Source organism: Gulosibacter hominis, assembly GCF_904842695.1.
In the GTDB taxonomy this organism is placed as follows: domain Bacteria; phylum Actinomycetota; class Actinomycetes; order Actinomycetales; family Microbacteriaceae; genus Gulosibacter; species Gulosibacter hominis.
Window position 1 is genome coordinate 1 of record NZ_CAJGWQ010000011.1, and the last position, 16,687, is coordinate 16,687.

A 16,687-nucleotide genomic window follows, 5' to 3' on the forward strand; every position below is an offset into this window, starting at 1 on the left:
TCATGCCGAGGCAAAAAAATAAACTGGCATTCAAAAAAGTGCACGCTGTTGAGTTCTCAAGGACCAAACACACCCCAAACCCACCAACACAACAAACCATGTCAGCTTCACTGGGAGTGGTAGTTCTATTTCAGATGATCACGCGAGTTCACACTCGCCTGAACACCCTGTTGTTCAGAGCTGGTGCTTGTAGAAGCTCCGCCCTGATGTCGATGTCGCTGCTCCGCGATTCGCGGTGATGACCGCTGTTTCAGCGTTCCGTGCGGCGACAAGATGTAACTTTACGCACTGTTCACCAGAACTGCAAGCCCGTGCTGAATCCCGGGCGTGTCGCGCATCCCTAAGCCCTAGTCGACAATCGCGCCAACGAGCGTCTTCTTACCGCGACGCAGCACCACCGTGTTGCCGGGAAGCAGGTCCCCCGCCTCAAGCACACGCTGATCGGAATCGACCTTCTCGTTATTGAGCGAAACGCCGCCCTGCTTGATCGCACGACGAGCCTCACTCAATGAGTCGACTGCGCCCGTGGCAACCAGCAGCTGGGCAATATCGTCACCGAGCTTGGCCTCGACATGCGGCAGTTCGGTAATGGCAGACCGCAGCGTATCCGCGTCCAATGCCCGCAATTCACCGCGGCCAAATAGCGCCTGTGATGCTGCCTCGGCTGCGGTCGCTGCCGCTTCGCCGTGCACGATGCTGCACACGGCAAGTGCCAGCGCGCGCTGTGCCTCACGTTTGAAGGGCTCGTTTTCAACCTTTGCGGCAAACTCTTCAATTTCGGCGCGCGTGAAGAAGGTAAAGATTTTCAGCCGATCAACCACATCGCGGTCGTCGGTGTTGAGCCAGAACTGGTAGAAGGTGTACGGCGAGGTGAGCGCACCATCAATCCAGATGGCGTTCCCCTCCGACTTACCAAACTTGGTGCCGTCCGAGTTGGTGATCAGTGGCGAGCCCAGGGCGTGCACCGCATCCCCGGTTACTCGACGGATGAGATCGACACCGCCAACGAGGTTGCCCCACTGGTCACTACCACCGGTCTGCAGTTCGAGGCCATAGCGCTCGTGCAGCTGCAAAAAGTCGTAGGCCTGCAAAATCTGGTAGCTGAATTCGGCGTACGAAATACCGGCCTCCGAGTTCAACCGCGCCGAAACCGCATCCTTTTTGAGCATGGCGCCCACACGGAAGTGCTTGCCGAGGTCGCGCAAAAAGTCGATAGCCGTGAGCTCGGAAGTCCAGTCGAGGTTGTTGACCATCCGCGCGGCGTGCTCACCCTCAAAGTCGAGGTAGCCCTCAATTTGACCGCGCAGCTTCTCTACCCAGCCGGCCACAGTTTCACGCGATTGCAGCGTGCGCTCAGCGGTGGGGCGCGGGTCGCCAATCAGACCGGTGGAACCGCCAACAAGGCCGATCGGGTTATTGCCGGCAAGCTGCAGTCGGCGCAGCAGCAACAGCTGCACCAGGTGTCCGAGGTGCAGGGATGCGGCGGTCGGGTCGAAGCCGCAATAGTACGTGATCGGGCCCTCGTCGAGACGCTTGCGCAGCGCATCCAGGTCGGTAGACACGTGGATGTATCCGCGCCACTGCAGTTCATCGAGAATGTGGTCGAACGAGCTGTCGTTCGCCTGCCAAGAAAGATCACGTACTGTCACGCTGTCAACCGTATCAACAGATGACCCGCTCCCCCGCATCGCGCGGCCGTGCCGCGGCCAAGCGGCGGCCGATGCACGCTCGCACCTCCCACGACAGACACAAAAGCGTGAAGCCGCACCCCCGGCAATCGGGGCGCGGCTTCACGCGATAAGCGCTGCGAGTTCAGTGCGAACGGCAGCGACAACGAATTAGTTGCGCAATTCGGTGGCGAGTGTGTCGAGCCGGGCACGCAGTTCATCGAGCTGCCCGCGAACCCGCACCGGCGCGGTGCCGCCGCGACCGTCACGAGTGGCAACCGAGCCATCAACGGTGAGCACCTCGCGCACCTCGGGAGTGAGCAGCGGCGAGACGCTCACGAAGTCGTCATCGCTCAGCCCGTCAAGGTCAACACCCTTCGACTCGGCGAGCTTGACGCAACCACCGGCAATTTCGTGGGCATCCCGGAACGGCACGTGACGCTTCACCAGCCACTCGGCAACATCGGTAGCGAGCGAAAAGCCCTGCGGCGCAAGCTCACGCATCCGGTCACCGTGGAAGGTGGCCGTGCGAATCATGCCAATGAAAGCCGGCAGCAGCACCTCGAGCTGCTCAACCGAATCAAAAAGCGGCTCTTTGTCTTCCTGCAGATCACGGTTGTAGGCCAACGGCAGCGCCTTGAACGTGGCCAAAAGCCCCGTGAGATTACCGAGCAGACGCCCGGCCTTACCGCGGGCGAGTTCGGCAATATCCGGGTTCTTTTTTTGCGGCATGATGCTCGAACCGGTGGAGTACGAGTCGTCGAGCGTGAGGAACCCGAATTCTTTCGTGTTCCACAGGATGATTTCCTCACTCAAGCGCGACACATCCACCGCGATCTGCGCCAGCACATAGGCAAATTCGGCAACGAGATCACGCGAGGCGGTGCCATCGATCGAGTTCGGCGACGACTGGCTGAATCCGAGCTCGTGCGCCACGAGCTGCGCGTCAAGCCCGAGGGTAGACCCGGCCAGCGCGCCCCCTCCATAGGGCGACTCGTCAACGCGGCCACGAAGATCCCGGATGCGTTCAAGGTCGCGCACCAGCGGCCAGGCGTGAGCCAGCAGCTGGTGCCCCAGCACCACCGGCTGCGCGTGCTGCAGATGTGTGCGCCCCGGCATGATGACGTCGAGATTTGCTTCGGCCTGGCGGCCGAGCGCATCGATCAGCTGCCCGATGAGTTCAGCGAGCCCCGCCGACTTATCGCGAATGTACATGCGGATGAACGTGGCGATCTGGTCGTTACGGCTGCGGCCGGCGCGCAGCTTGCCGCCGAGTTCGTGACCGGCGATTTCCATCAGCCCTCGCTCAAGCGCCGAGTGCACGTCTTCATCGGCCTCGGCTGCCACGAACGAGCCGTCGGTGACGCGACGCTCCAGCTCGTCGAGAGCCGCGAGCATCCCGTCGAGCTCGGTGTCACTGAGATAACCCGCTGCGGCGAGCGCCTTCGCGTGCGCGCGCGAACCTGCCAGATCGTAGTGCGCAAACTTCCAGTCGTAGTGCGTCGACTTCGACAGCAGCGCGAGCTCCGGCGACGGGCCGCCGGCGAAGCGGCCACCCCAAAGGGCGCCGTCTTCGCCGGCACGGTTTTTCGACTGACCCGTCATCTGCTTAGAGCTCCGGCTTGTCGCGACGAGCAGCGATGCGCGACGGCAGGCTCCAAATGTCGATGAAGCCGCGAGCCGAGTCTTGGTTGAAGGTGTTGCCGGTGTCGTAGGTCGCCAGCGAGTAGTCGTAGAGCGACTCATCTGAGCGACGGCCGGTGACAACAGCGCGGCCCTGGTGCAGCTTCAGACGCACATCGCCCGAAACCTTCTGCTGGGTGTAGTCGATGAATGCATCCAGCGAACGCTTGAGACCGCCGTACCAGAGGCCGTCGTACACGAGGTTCGACCATTCGACCTCAACCTGCCGCTTGTAGCGGGCAACGTCACGCTCGAGCGTGAGGTCTTCGAGGTGAGTGTGCGCCTCGATCAGGGCGATGGCTGCCGGGGCCTCGTAAATTTCACGCGACTTGATGCCGACCAGGCGGTCTTCCACCATGTCGAGGCGGCCAACGCCCTGGTCGCCGGCGAGCTTGTTGAGTTTTTCAACCATCTGGCGCATGGTGAGCCGCTCACCATCGAGGGCAACCGGTACACCGGTTTCGAAGGTGATGAGCACCTCAGTGGGTTCGCGGTCGACGGTCGGGTCTTGGGTGTACTCGTACAGGTCTTCAATCGGAGCGTTCCACGGGTCTTCGAGGAAGCCCGTTTCAACCGCGCGACCCCACATGTTCTGGTCGATCGAATAGGGCGAGCTCTTCGACTGGCGAATTGGCAGTTTGTGCTGCTCGGCATATTCGATGGCCACATCGCGGGTGAGCGAAAGGTCACGGATGGGGGCAACCGAGTTCAGTTCGGGAGCAAGCGCATACACGGCCGCCTCGAAACGCACCTGGTCGTTACCCATACCGGTGCAGCCGTGCGCGATCGAGTTGGCGCCGAGTTCACGGGCGGTGCGGGCCAGCAGCTTCGAAATCAGCGGGCGCGACAGCGCCGACACCAGCGGATAGCGGCGCTGGTACAGCGCATTGGCTTTGAGCGCGGGCACCAGGTAGTCGTCGGCAAACTCGTCGCGAGCGTCGATCACGACCGATTCGACAGCACCCGAACCGAGTGCGCGCTCACGCACCTGCTCGAGGTCTTCACCGGCCTGACCCACGTCGATCGCCAGTGCGATCACGTCTTTACCGGTGCGTTCCTTGATCCACGGGATGGCGACAGTCGTGTCAAGACCACCCGAGTATGCCAACACGATGCGATCGGTCATTGCAGCTCCTCTTCGTTATCGTCCGGTTGCGTTTTACAAACCGTTCCAGCAGATGCGCCGGAATCCAGCAGGGCACCGGTTCCAGCAGGGCGCCGAGTCGAGCGCCAAATTATTCGGTGCTACTGGCCGCGGTCTGCCACTGGTTCCAGTCTAGTTACGGCTGGCTGCACACCGCGTGCACTCGTGTTGCACACCGTTGGGTATGGCTCGCGCCTAGTCGCGCAGCAGCACCGTTTCGTTCTTGGCCTTCGCCAGCAGCCACGCCAATAGCGCCTTCTGTGCGTGCAGGCGGTTTTCGGCCTCGTCAAAAATCACCGATTGCGGCCCGTCGATGACGTCGGCGTCAACTTCAAAGCCGCGGTCGGCAGGCAGGCAGTGCATAAAAATCGCGTCATCAGCGGCGTACGCCATAACTTCGCGGGTGACGCGATAGTCGGCAAACGCTTCCAGGCGGCGCTGTTTTTCGGCCTCAAATCCCATCGACACCCAGGTGTCAGTGACGACAATATCTGCGCCCGTGGTGAGCTCGACAATGTCTGAACCGACCAGCACCGATCCCCCGGTTTCGGCGGCGATACGGCGTGCATCCGCAACCACATCCTCGCGCGGCAGGTAACCGTCGGGCGAAACGACCCGCACGTGCATCCCGGCCGTAACACCGCCGAGCAAATATGAGTGCCCCATATTGCTGCGGCCATCGCCGATGAACGTCATGGTGCGTCCGGCGGTGCCGCCCTTGTGTTCACGAATAGTCAGCAGATCGGCCAGCAGCTGGCAGGGGTGAAAGTCGTCACTGAGCCCGTTGATGATCGGGATGCGCGTGCCCGCGGCCATCTGTTCGAGGCCCTCCTGGGCATAGGTGCGCCACACGACAGCTTCTACCATGCGCTCGAGCACCCGCGCGGTGTCGGCGGGCGTTTCTTTCCCGCCGAGCTGGCTGGTTGCGGTGGTGAAGATCAGCGGGCTACCGCCGAGCTCTGAGATACCCACGTGAAATGACACCCGGGTGCGGGTGGACGACTTGTCAAAAATCACCGCGACCGATTTCGGGCCCTCGAGCGGGCGGGCGGCAAAACGGTTGCGCTTGAGTTTTTCGGCCAGGTCGAGAATTTCTCCCTGCTCGGCGGGCGTGACATCGTCATCACGGAGGAAGTGGCGAATCATTTGGAACCTAATTTCTGCTCGGTGTTGAGGTCTGTTCGATTGTTTCGGGTGGCCTAGTCGGCCTTCACTTCGGTGCCGAAGCCGTCGTGGGTAAAAATTTCCATGAGTGTCGAGTGCGCCACTCGCCCATCAATAATGGTGGCCTGTTTGACGCCGCCATCGATCGCTTCGAGGCAGGCCTGGGCCTTCGGGATCATTCCCGAAGCAAGGCCTGGCAGCATATCGCGCAGCTCTTCGGGGGTGAGCGAGGATGCGAGCGAAGAGCGGTCGGGCCAGTTGCGATAAATGCCCTCCACATCGGTCAGCATCACCAGCTTTTTGGCGCCGAGCGCCACCGCGAGCGCCGCCGCTGCCCGGTCGGCATTAATGTTGAGCGCTTTGCGCGGGTGATCGATATCGGATGCGATGGTCGACACCACGGGGATGCGTCCGGCGGCGATGTCGGCGAGCACCACCTGCGGGTTCACCCGTTCGATCTCCCCCACCAGGCCGAGATCGATGGGGTTGCCCATCGCGTCGTTGGTCTTGCGGCGCGCCTGAAAGAGGCTCGCATCCTCACCCGATACGCCGGTGGCAACCGGGGCAACCTCGTTAATGGCGGCCACGAGTTCACGCGCCACCTGGCCACCGAGCACCATGCGCACGATCTCCATCGCCTCGGGCGAGGTGTAGCGGTAGCCGGCACGAAACTCGGATTCGATGCCGACACGTTCAAGCATCCGGCTAATGTGCGGTCCGCCACCGTGCACCACAACCGGCCGCACGCCCGCGTAGCGCAGGAAGGCGATGTCGGCGGCGAACGCGTCGAGCAGCGACGGGTCGATCATGGCGTTGCCGCCAAATTTCACCACGACAATCTGCTGGTGGTAGCGCTGCATCCAGGGCAGTGCCTCGATGAGGGTTTCGACTTTGGCGACTGCGGGTCGGTAGCGGGGATCAAAATCGGGGTATTGCGCCTCGCTTGCGCGCTGTTCGGTCAGTGCCGGGATGGCGCCGGTGGTTGCCGGAATTTTGCTATCGGTGAGGTTCGAAAAATCGGTCACAATATCTGCCGTTGCTGCGCCTACGAACTGTAGGCGCTGTTTTCGTGGACGTAGTCGTGGGTTAGGTCGTTGGTGAGGATCGTGCCTTCACACTCGCCCGCGTGCAGGTCAATCAGCACGGTGGTTTCGCGGGGTATGAGATCGACGCGATCAACGGGTTCATACGGCGTTCCGGCTTTGCAGACCATGACGCCGTTGATGGTGACATCGAGTTCTTGCGGTTCGAAGATCGCGTCGGTGGTGCCGGCTGCGGCGAGCACGCGCCCCCAGTTGGGGTCGTTGCCGAAGATTGCTGCCTTGAACAGGTTTGAGCGGCTGACGGCACGCGAAACTGCCACCGCATCCTCAACACTGGCTGCGCCCACGGTGGTGATGGTGATGTCGTGGCTCGCGCCCTCGGCATCCTGTTGCAGCTGTTTGGCGAGTTCGGCGCACACCTCGATGAGTTGGCTGGTGAACTCGGCCTCGTCGGGGGTGATGCCCGAAGCGCCCGATGCCATGAGTGCCACGGTGTCGTTGGTTGACATGCAACCGTCGGAATCGACGCGGTCGAAGGTGACGGCGGTGGCGGCTCGCAGCGCGCGGTCGAGCGCTGCATGTTCAAGATCGGCATCGGTGGTGATCACCACGAGCATGGTGGCAAGCCCCGGTGCCAGCATCCCGGCGCCCTTGGCCATGCCGCCAATGACGTATCCGCCTGCACCCTGGCGCTGCGAGAGTTTTTCGTGGCTATCGGTGGTGAGGATGCCTTCGGCCGCGTTGTGTGCCGAAGTTTCGTCGCTGCCGAGCTCGTTCACGGCGGCTTCGACACCGGCGAGCGATTTGGCGCGGAAAATTTCGTCACCGGCTCCGATGAGCCCGGTAGAGCACACGAGCACATCGCTCGGCTGCAGGTCGAGCAGTTCGGCGGTGCGCTGGGCGGTGCGTTCGGTGGTTTCGTAGCCGAACTGGCCGGTGTAGCAATTGGCGCCGCCCGAGTTGAGGGTGATGGCGGATGCGGTGCCGTCGGCGATCGCTTCAATCGACCAGATCACGGGGTTGGCCTGGCAGCGGTTGCTGGTGAACACGGCTGCCGCTGCCGCCGAGGGGCCGTCGTTCACGACGACCGTGACGTCTCGCTTACCCGTCGATTTAATACCGGCAACAACGCCGGCCGCGCGAAATCCTTTGGCTGCGAGAACACTCACGGTGCAACTCCGTTCACTGGGAGGGCCAGCTGTTCGGGCAGGCCCAGGGCAATATTGGTCGATTGGATGGCGGCACCGGCGGTGCCCTTAACGAGGTTGTCAATTGCCGAAATGACGATGAGCCGCCCCGCCCGTTCGTCGATGCCGAAGCCGATGGCCACCCGGTTTGAGCCGACAACATCGCTGGTGCGCGGATAGGCGCCCTCGTCGAGCAGTTCGATAAAAGTTTCGTCGGCGTAGGCGGCTTCGTAGGCCGCGCGGATCCGATCGAGGTCGACTCCTGGTGCGAGTCGAGCACTGCAGGTGGCCAGAATACCGCGCGCCATCGGCACGAGCACCGGCGTGAACGCGAGGGTGCTGTCGAGATCCGAGGCCCGGCGCAGGTTTTGTTTGATTTCGGGAATGTGTCGGTGGCTGCCATAGCCGTTATAGGGCACGGCGTTGCCGAGCAGTTCGCTGCCGAGCATTGCCACTGATGCTTTTTTCCCGGCGCCCGAGGGGCCAACGGCAAGCACCGCGGTGAGGTCTTCGGGGTCTACGAGCCGCTCGGCAATTGCCGGGGCGAGCGCCAGCGATACCGCGGTGGCGTTGCATCCGGGCACCGCGATGCGTCGCGCGTCGCGCAGCTGGCGACGCTGTTTACCGCCGGATGCAAGCGGCAGTTCGGGCATCCCGTAGGTGAACGTTCCCGCCCACGGGCCGGGATAGTAGTCGCGCCAGTCTTGTTCGCGTTCGAGTCGAAAATCGGCGCCGGCATCAACAATCAGTGCCGATTCATCGAGCTGCTTGATGATTTCGGCCGAAGCGCCGTGCGGTAGCGCCAGGAACACGATGTCGTGCTCGGCGAGGGTTTCGGCGCTGGTTGGCGCGAGCTGCATATCGCCGTAGCTCGCCAGATGCGGATGCACCTCTCGCAGCCGCTGCCCCGCCTGCGAGTGGGCGGTTACGGTGCGCACCTCAATTTCGGGATGGGCAGCGAGCAGACGGAGCAGTTCGCCGCCGCCGTATCCGGATGCGCCGGCTACTGCTGCGGTAAATGTCATGTACCTATCCTAGTGCGGCCAATGCACACCCCGATTTCGCGCCTCAGGCGCGTAGCACTTCGCAATGCGGCGCGTGTTTTCGGGCGGCTCACGTACGCTCGAAATATGAGCACCGTGACTGATTCTCACCACCCCGAGGCCGCCCTCAGCGATGAGCAGGCGCGCCAGCTGCGTCGCGACTTCCCGATTCTCGCGAGCACAGTGCACGATAAACCGCTCACCTACCTCGATTTTGGGGCCACCGCGCAGCGCCCGCAGGCGGTGCTCGATGCCGAACTCGAGTTTTTGACCGAACACAATGCTGCGGTGCATCGTGGCGCACACGAGCTGGCGGCACTGGCCACCGATGGGTTTGAAACGGCGCGCGAGACGGTGGCGGCGTTTATCGGCGCCGATGCCGACGAAATTGCCTGGCAGCAAAACGCAACCGATGCGCTCAACACGGTGACGCTCGCACTATTGCGTGCGTCGCTGGCAGGCACCGGCCGGTTTGCGTTGCAGCACGGCGACGAGATCTTGATTACCGAGGCCGAGCATCACGCGAATCTCGTGCCCTGGCAGCAGCTTGCCGAGGCCACCGGCGCGAAGCTGCGCTGGGTGCCGGTGAATGAGCGCGGCACCTGGTCGGTGGCGGATGCGCGGGCGCAGCTTTCGGCCCGCACGCGCGTGTTTGCGTTCGCGCACGTGTCGAATGTCACCGGACATATTGCACCGGTTGCCGAGCTGGTTGAGCTCGCGCACACCAAGGGAGCGATCGTGGTGCTCGATGCCTGCCAGTCGGTGCCGCACCGCCCGGTGGATGTGCACGAGCTCGGTGTTGATTTTGCGGCGTTCTCGGGCCACAAAATGTGCGGCCCGACGGGTATCGGCGTGCTGTATGGCCGCCGGGATGCGTTTGCCGAGCTTCCGCCGGCACGCACCGGCGGTTCAATGATTGAGATCGTCGAGATGGAGCAGTCGACTTTTTTGCCCGCCCCCACTCGCTTTGAGGCCGGCACGCAACCGGTTTCGCAGGCGGTGGCATTGGCTGCGGCATGTGACTATTTGGATGCGGTTGGCATGTCGGCGATTGCGGCGCATGAGGAAGCGCTCGGTGCGCGGCTGGTGTCCGAGCTTTCGGCCCTGCCCGGTGTGCGGGTGCTCGGCGATGATGCGTCGGTGCCGCGCTCTGGGCTGGCGGCGTTCTCGGTGGCGGAGCTTCATCCGCATGACCTGTCGCAGTTTTTGGATGCGGAGGGTATTGCGGTGCGTGGCGGGCACCACTGCGCCCAGCCGCTGCATCGCCGACTGGGGCTCACCGCATCGACTCGCGCGTCGACCTATCTGACTACCTCGGGTGATGAGATTGATCACCTGGTTGACGCGGTGGGCCGCGCAATTGACTGGTTTGGAGCGCGCTGATGAGCGAGCTTGCAGAGCTGTACCAGCAGGTGATTTTGGATGCGTCGCGTCGGCGCCACGGTGAGGGTGAACTCGACCCGTTTGACTGCGAACACTACGAGAAAAACCCGTCGTGTGGGGATGAGCTGCGGGTGCGGCTGCGTTTGTCGGGAAGTGGCGAGGATGCGGTAATTGATGCGATCGGTTGGGTGGGTGATGGCTGCTCAATCTCGATGGCGTCGACGTCGATTGCGGTCGAGCAGCTGCGCGGCCGCAGCATTGCCGAGGCCGGCGAAGCGATTGCGACAATGCGCGAGATGATGCGTTCGCGCGGCAAGCTCAGCTATGACGAAGATTCCCGCGAGGCTGAACTGCTGGGTGATGCGGTCGCATTTGAGGGCGCCGCAAAATACGTGATGCGGGTGAAGTGCGCCATGTTGGCGTGGGTGGCGGTGGAGGCCGCGCTGCGCGAGCATATGTCCCAAAAGTGCGGACTGATTACGTCTCGATGTGGGCAGCTCGGGGGCGCGCCACGGCGGTGAGTGCCAGGCAGATAAGGCCGCTCAGCAACAGCCCTGGAATCGGGTTCTCGACAACCTGAAACAGAAACCCGAGCCAGACGCCGATGAATGACCCAAGTGCCGAGAGCGTGAAAACCCAACCGATGACGCGCCGAAATTGCGCAGTTTTTAAGACGGCCTGCCGAGCAGTCGATGATATAAACGAGAACGCCATCAGGCCGCCCGTAATTACCAAGAATCCTGGCGCCACGAGCATCCGGTCCCAGCCCCAATGCTGACTGCAAAGTGCACCGATAAACGCCAGGATGAATCCCGCGGTCGCGACAACGAGCACCCAATAGGCGAGACTGTGTTTTGCATCGCTCCACCGCTTCATAAACCAGCCGCTAACCAATGGCACCGCCACGGCGGTGATACCCAGAAGCAGCATGACCACACTCATCCGTATCGTAATTTCTGTTTGTTGAGCACCGCGCGCAATCCAGATACCGAGATAGCTGCCAGTTACCGCCAGCGTGAGTGTGCAGAAGCCTGCTGCTGTGGCAGATAGGTATCCCCCGCTGAGGAGCTCTGCTCGCCAAACGCGTGCCCGCTGCCAAAACGACAACTGTTTTCGTGCGCGCTTGGCTGAGCTGAATTCTTCGGCACTATCGGATTCCTGATCAGTTGATTTCTTAGCGCTGCTGGATGGGTCGAATTGGCGCACTGAAAAGTGACGCAGCAGCAGTGCAGTAATCGACATGAGCGCGCTCAAGGCGAGCAACACCATCACGCTGAGCGCGCCGAGTACGACGCCCAGTGGCCGCCCCATAATGCTGCCGGCAATTGCGGTTGCTGTTGAGATCAGCACATTCCCACGCAACACAACGCTCTCATCAAATTGTCCTAAGTCGTTGAGGTAGAGTTCCTCGGCAATATCCACAAAAAGCGGCAGCGGCGAAACGACAACCAGATATCCGATGAGCACCCACAGTGCCGTTTCGGGGAAAATCATCACGATGACAAGTGCCGCAACGGTGACGAGCAGGTCGATCGCTTCGATGCCGAACAGTACACGGGTCGGCGGAAAACGTTCCAACCACCGCGTCACCACGACCGCAAGCATGTCTTCGGCCTGAGTCAGTGTTTGGTAGAACGGCACCCAAATCACCGCGAGCGCGCCCAGTGCCACCGACCCCGACACGGCACCGTCAATAAGCTCGGAACCGATATACGAGGCAATGAATCCGAGCACCATGAATGTTTGTGCCCGGCGCAGCAGGCGCAATTGACGATGCCCCACGACAGAACTCCCCTCAGGCCCATCACTTAGTTCACGAGCAAGGGCCCGCTTGCCACGCCGGTTTATCCGCTTTGATCTATCCGGTGATGTTAGCCACTTTACCCCCGCCCCTGAATCGATAGGGGGAGCCATGATTCCCATGTCCCGCACGGCAATCACTGCGCAGCAACAAGCAGCATTCCAAGTCGAGATACGGCAACAAAACGCGGTGTGCTCCACAACTCGAAGGAGCACACCGCGCTAAGGATCACTTAGCGAGACCTAAGCTCTAGGCGCTCAGGCACTCAGCGCAGCCTTGGCGGCGTCGTAGTCGGGTTCCTGACCGATTTCGGGCACGAGCTCAACGCGACGCACGGTGCCGTCGGTGTCGATCACTACGACGGCTCGGGCCAGGAGCCCTTCGAGCGGGCCGTCGACCATGAGCACGCCGTAGTCGTTACCAAAGCTCGAGCGGAACGTCGAGGCGCTGACCACGTTCTCGATGCCCTCGGCACCGCAGAAGCGTTCTTGTGCGAAGGGCAGGTCGGCTGAAACGCAAACCACGACAGTGTTGTCGAAGCCTGCTGCCAGCTCGTTGAAGCGGCGCACCGATGCGGCGCACACGCCGGTGTCGATCGACGGGAAGATGTTGAGCACAACGCGCTTACCTGCGAAGTCGCTCAGCTTTACCGGTTCGAGGTCGGTGCCAACGAGAGTGAAATCGGGTGCCTTGCTGCCGACTGCGGGCAGGTCGTGGGCGAGGTTGATGGTGGTGGAACCTTCAAGAGTCACATTTGCCATGTGGTTCATCGTCACAGGTGAACTTGTGTGTTCGCCCGAAGCCGCCGCAGCGGGGCGTTGTTTTGCCGAGCGCTGTTCCGCTGCGGCCCGCTGTTGAATGATCGGGATCGCCTCGGTGGTCATCCCCGGCTCAAGGAACATCGCCCGCGAGGCACGCGCACGAGCCCCAGCAATACCGCCCACGCGCCGCTTATAGGCGGTGCGCTGTTTCACCAGGCGATGCGTTTCGCGGGCGTTTGCCTGCAGGCGGCTCGGCAGAATCGGCAGCGTGATCGGTGCGGTATCGGTTCCGGGGCCGGGATCAAGATCGACCTCAACCACCTTGCGGGCACCGAGCGTGATCCCCACGCTCGCACCGATCACCAGCAGCATCGACAGCAGCCGCAGCGGCCCCGCCACCTGGTGCAGGATGAGCCAACCAAACGCCGTCGCCACCGCCGGTTCGAGACTGGTCAGCACCCCGTAAACCGGTTTCGGCACTCGCCGCATCGCGTAGTACTCGAGGGTGAAGGGAATCACCGAGGCGAGCATCGCAACTGCCACCATGATGGCCACCAGTTCGCCGCTGCCGAATGCCGCGAGCGCCGCTACCCCACCGAACGGCACCGCAGCCACAGCCGACACTGCGAATGCCATGGCAAGGCCGCCTGTGCCCTCGATCTTTGCGCCCGCGTTGGTGCCGGCGATGATGTACAGCGCCCAACAGGCGCCCGCCGCGAGCGCAAACACCACTCCCCACGGATCGAGCGAGCTCACCCCCACAAACGACTCCACGGCCAGCAGCACCATCGCGACAAACGCGAGCCCGATCCAAATGAAGTCGCGGGCGCGTTTTGACAGCACTGCCGAAAGCGTCAGTGGCCCGAGAAACTCGATCGACACCGCAATACCGATCGGCAGCCGCTCAATCGCCTGATAGAACGTGACGTTCATCGCGCCGAGACTCAGCCCCAGCCACACCGATGCGAGCCACTGATCGCGGCTCCAGCGGTGAACTTTCGGTCGGGTAATCACCAGCAGCACGATCGCGGCGATCCACAGTCGCCAGGCACTGATGCCCAGCGGGTCGACGCGGTCGAAGGTCATCGCCGCGAGCGTCGACCCAAATTGCAGGGTGGATGCGGCGAGCAGGAGCGCGCCGATAGCCGGCAACAGATTGCGAGATGGTGCGCTCGATGGACTCATAGCAAGCTATCGTGCCTGGTGAACCTCACCATCGGCAAATTGATGACCGGAAGTGTCGGCGCGCGCCTGTCGGTACTGCTAGTCGCGGTCGGCGGTGTGCTTTGCACGCGACACGATCAGCGGGTCGGGTGCGTACACGACCGATTCATCCTTGCCCTCGTAGTCGAACTGGTTGAGGTAGGCACGCATGGCGTTGATGCGGGCGCGCTTTTTGTCGTTTGATTTGACGATGGTCCAGGGCGCGTAGCGCTTATCGGTGTATTCGAACTGCGCTTCTTTTGCCTCGGTGTAGTCCTCCCAGCGGTCGATGCTCTCAAGATCCATCGGTGAGAGCTTCCACTGGCGCACCGGGTCGATCTGCCGCAGCGCGAACCGGGTGCGCTGTTCCTGCTGGGTGACCGAGAACCAGAACTTGGTGAGCGTAATCCCCGACTCAACGAGCATCTGTTCAAAGCGTGGTGCCTGGCGGATGAACTGCCGGTATTCGTCTTCGCTGCAGAACCCCATCACGCGCTCAACGCCCGAGCGGTTGTACCAGCTGCGGTCGAACATGACGATTTCACCGGCGGTGGGCAGGTGTTCAACATAGCGCTGGAAATACCACTGGCCCCGTTCGACATCCGAGGGTTTGTTAAGTGCCACCACCCGTGCCGCACGCGGGTTGAGGTGTTCGGTGAAGCGTTTGATCGTGCCACCCTTACCGGCGGCGTCGCGGCCCTCGAAGATGATGATGTGCTTGGCGCCCACATCCTGGCTCCAGTACTGAAACTTCAGCAGCTCCACCTGTAGCTGGTATTTTTCGCGCTCGTAGGTTTCGCGGTCGAGCAGCTCATCGTAGGGATAGTTTTCACGCCAGGTTTCGACCGCGCTGCCATCGGGCGCGATCAGCACCGGGTCTTCTTCTTCGGCGCCGGAGACGCTGTATCCCTCGGTGCGCAGCTTGTCGATATAGTCGCGAAGTTTCATTTTCTGAACCATGGCATCTCCTTTTTCGAACGGTGATCGGCCGCCTGCTAGCCGGCAAGGATGAGGAATTGTCGCAAAATCGAGACGAAGCGCTCGGGCTGATCGGCGTGCACCCAGTGCCCGGCATCGTGAAACGTCAAGCGGCGCACCGCCGGAAACAATTCGCGCATCAGGGGAAGATCTTCGCGGCGCACATAGTGTGAATTACCGCCCGCGACCCAAAGCGTGGGGTTCGGGAAGGGCGGTTCGCTCAGCATCGGAAAACCAACCACCGCGCTGAGATCCCGCAGCAGCACGTGCACATTTGCTTGCCAGTAATAACCACCGTCGGCGCGCCGACGCAGATTTTGCATCAAAAAGCCGCGCATCTGCGGGTCGGGTACCGATTTGCCGAGTTCGGCATCCACTTCAGCGCGACCGCTCGCTGCCGTCGGGTCGATTGCGGCCACGCTGCCAATCAGGTGATTGAACTGGTTGCCGGTGGTTGCCGAGTTAACCGGGGCGATGTCTTCAATAACCAGCCCTCGCACGAGCTGCGGGTGCCGCAGCGCCAGCACCATCGCAATTTTTCCGCCCATCGAGTGCCCCACCAAGTGTACCGGGCCGCCGTAAGCAAAATCGCGGGCGAGGTATTCGGCGATCGTATCGGCAAGTTCGATATAGCTGAAGTGGTCAGTCCATCCCGATTCACCGTGGTTGGGCACGTCGATCAACAGGCTCGAATAGTCGTCACCGAGTCGATTCGCGATCGTATAAAAATTTCGCCCACGCCCCATCAGACCGTGCAAAAAGACGACCCGCTGCGGGCCGCTGCCCACCTGTTGAGATGCAATCGCGACCATACTTCGAGACTACTTGAACCCGGTGCAAGATCACCTGCGTGCGGTGATGATCACATAGTCAGTTTCGGTTACGACTTCGCCGGTTTCCGGGCTGGCATATTCACGCAAGTGCTGCTCGAGTGCTTCCAGCAGCGCCATTTGACGGTCGCCGGCAAGTTTCACCAGATAGGCCGTCGGTGGACTGCCCTCGAGGTAGTAGCGCATCCCCTGTGCCACCGAGCCGAAATTCCAAGTTGTCGTGTGCCGCTCAAATGCGATGTCGGCGAACCCGACCGATTGCAAGCGATCTCGTGCCACGGCTTCGTCACCCCAACGCATATGGGAAGGGAGTGCAGATCCAGGCATAAACACCCGCTGTGCCACGAGTGTCATCTCTGCCAAAAACCCGGTCACTCCCCAGGCACTCATGATGAGTGAGCCGCCGGGCCGCAGAATCCGCCACCACTCGCGCGGGCCCGCTTCCGGGTCGCAAAACATCGACCCGAAATTGCTCGCAATAGCGCCGACGCTCTGGTCGGGAAGTGACGTCGACTCACCCGTAGCGGCAACCCACTGGATGCGGTTGCCGAATCGTTTGATCCCGATGTCTCGCATCCGGGCAACCGGTTCGATGGCCACCACATGGCGAGAATCGGGTCGCAACTCGGCAGCGAGGTGTCCGTGTCCGGCACCGAGATCAACAACGGTGTCGCCCGATGCGGTCGCGTTCAGGGCACGTCGCGCAATGTCGACAGCGATGGGGGCCAGCCGATTGGCGGTCGGTGCGTACTCGCTACTCGTCCACACCTCTTCGATTTCGCTCGACGCCATGCGACCCC

Annotated in this window: 14 protein-coding genes and 1 pseudogene; 2 read left to right on the forward strand and 13 right to left on the reverse strand. The window is 62.0% G+C overall.

Annotated features, from left to right (window positions below):
* Positions 1-347: 347 nt before the first annotated feature.
* From tyrS to argC, 7 genes are all read right to left on the reverse strand, one after another.
* Entirely contained in the window at positions 348-1,688 is a 1,341-nt protein-coding gene (gene tyrS, locus JMV54_RS07825) for a tyrosine--tRNA ligase (protein ID WP_201518359.1), read from the reverse strand.
* Positions 1,689-1,838: 150 nt separating this feature from the next.
* A complete protein-coding gene (gene argH / locus JMV54_RS07830; RefSeq protein ID WP_201518360.1) occupies positions 1,839-3,272 on the reverse strand; it encodes an argininosuccinate lyase in 1,434 nt (477 codons plus the stop codon).
* A 4-nt stretch (positions 3,273-3,276) separates the two neighbouring features.
* Positions 3,277-4,476, reverse strand: a complete 1,200-nt coding sequence (locus JMV54_RS07835) for an argininosuccinate synthase (protein ID WP_201518361.1) — start codon at positions 4,474-4,476, stop codon at positions 3,277-3,279.
* Between the two features lie 213 nt (positions 4,477-4,689).
* On the reverse strand, positions 4,690-5,640 hold the full coding sequence (gene argF, locus JMV54_RS07840) for an ornithine carbamoyltransferase (RefSeq protein ID WP_201518362.1): 951 nt from the start codon (positions 5,638-5,640) through the stop codon (positions 4,690-4,692).
* A 53-nt stretch (positions 5,641-5,693) separates the two neighbouring features.
* On the reverse strand, positions 5,694-6,629 hold the full coding sequence (argB, locus tag JMV54_RS07845; protein ID WP_420842088.1) for an acetylglutamate kinase: 936 nt from the start codon (positions 6,627-6,629) through the stop codon (positions 5,694-5,696).
* Between the two features lie 74 nt (positions 6,630-6,703).
* Positions 6,704-7,870, reverse strand: coding sequence for a bifunctional glutamate N-acetyltransferase/amino-acid acetyltransferase ArgJ (argJ, locus tag JMV54_RS07850; protein ID WP_201518363.1), 1,167 nt, complete (start codon positions 7,868-7,870; stop codon positions 6,704-6,706).
* Complete coding sequence (argC, locus tag JMV54_RS07855; RefSeq protein WP_201518364.1) at positions 7,867-8,913, reverse strand: N-acetyl-gamma-glutamyl-phosphate reductase; 1,047 nt, start codon at positions 8,911-8,913, stop codon at positions 7,867-7,869. The genes argJ and argC overlap by 4 nt, the downstream gene beginning before the upstream one ends.
* A gap of 105 nt (positions 8,914-9,018) precedes the next feature.
* Here argC and JMV54_RS07860 point away from each other — a divergent pair, with 105 nt between their 5' ends.
* Both JMV54_RS07860 and sufU read left to right on the forward strand, forming a co-directional pair.
* Positions 9,019-10,314 carry an aminotransferase class V-fold PLP-dependent enzyme gene (locus JMV54_RS07860; protein ID WP_201518365.1) on the forward strand — a complete coding sequence of 432 codons (1,296 nt, stop codon included), beginning with the start codon at positions 9,019-9,021 and terminating at the stop codon, positions 10,312-10,314.
* Positions 10,314-10,835, forward strand: coding sequence for a Fe-S cluster assembly sulfur transfer protein SufU (sufU, locus tag JMV54_RS07865; RefSeq protein WP_201518366.1), 522 nt, complete (start codon positions 10,314-10,316; stop codon positions 10,833-10,835). Before JMV54_RS07860 ends, sufU begins: the two co-directional genes overlap by 1 nt.
* On the opposite strand, the gene JMV54_RS07870 is transcribed toward sufU, so the two are convergent.
* From JMV54_RS07870 to JMV54_RS07890, 6 genes and pseudogenes are all read right to left on the reverse strand, one after another.
* The gene (locus tag JMV54_RS07870; protein ID WP_201518367.1) at positions 10,792-12,315 is read right to left on the reverse strand and encodes an MFS transporter; all 1,524 of its coding nucleotides are present in this window, start codon (positions 12,313-12,315) and stop codon (positions 10,792-10,794) included. The two genes, sufU and JMV54_RS07870, sit on opposite strands and share 44 nt — an antisense overlap.
* Before the next feature lie 57 nt (positions 12,316-12,372).
* Positions 12,373-12,876 carry a thiol peroxidase gene (gene tpx / locus JMV54_RS10725; RefSeq protein ID WP_230972878.1) on the reverse strand — a complete coding sequence of 168 codons (504 nt, stop codon included), beginning with the start codon at positions 12,874-12,876 and terminating at the stop codon, positions 12,373-12,375.
* Positions 12,877-13,224: 348 nt separating this feature from the next.
* Positions 13,225-14,061 (reverse strand): annotated as a pseudogene (locus JMV54_RS10730) (EamA family transporter); the annotation flags it as partial.
* A gap of 78 nt (positions 14,062-14,139) precedes the next feature.
* Positions 14,140-15,039 carry a polyphosphate kinase 2 gene (gene ppk2 / locus JMV54_RS07880; RefSeq protein WP_201518369.1) on the reverse strand — a complete coding sequence of 300 codons (900 nt, stop codon included), beginning with the start codon at positions 15,037-15,039 and terminating at the stop codon, positions 14,140-14,142.
* Between the two features lie 35 nt (positions 15,040-15,074).
* Entirely contained in the window at positions 15,075-15,869 is a 795-nt protein-coding gene (locus JMV54_RS07885; protein WP_201518370.1) for an alpha/beta fold hydrolase, read from the reverse strand.
* A gap of 30 nt (positions 15,870-15,899) precedes the next feature.
* Entirely contained in the window at positions 15,900-16,679 is a 780-nt protein-coding gene (locus JMV54_RS07890) for a class I SAM-dependent methyltransferase (protein WP_201518371.1), read from the reverse strand.
* Positions 16,680-16,687 lie beyond the last annotated feature (8 nt).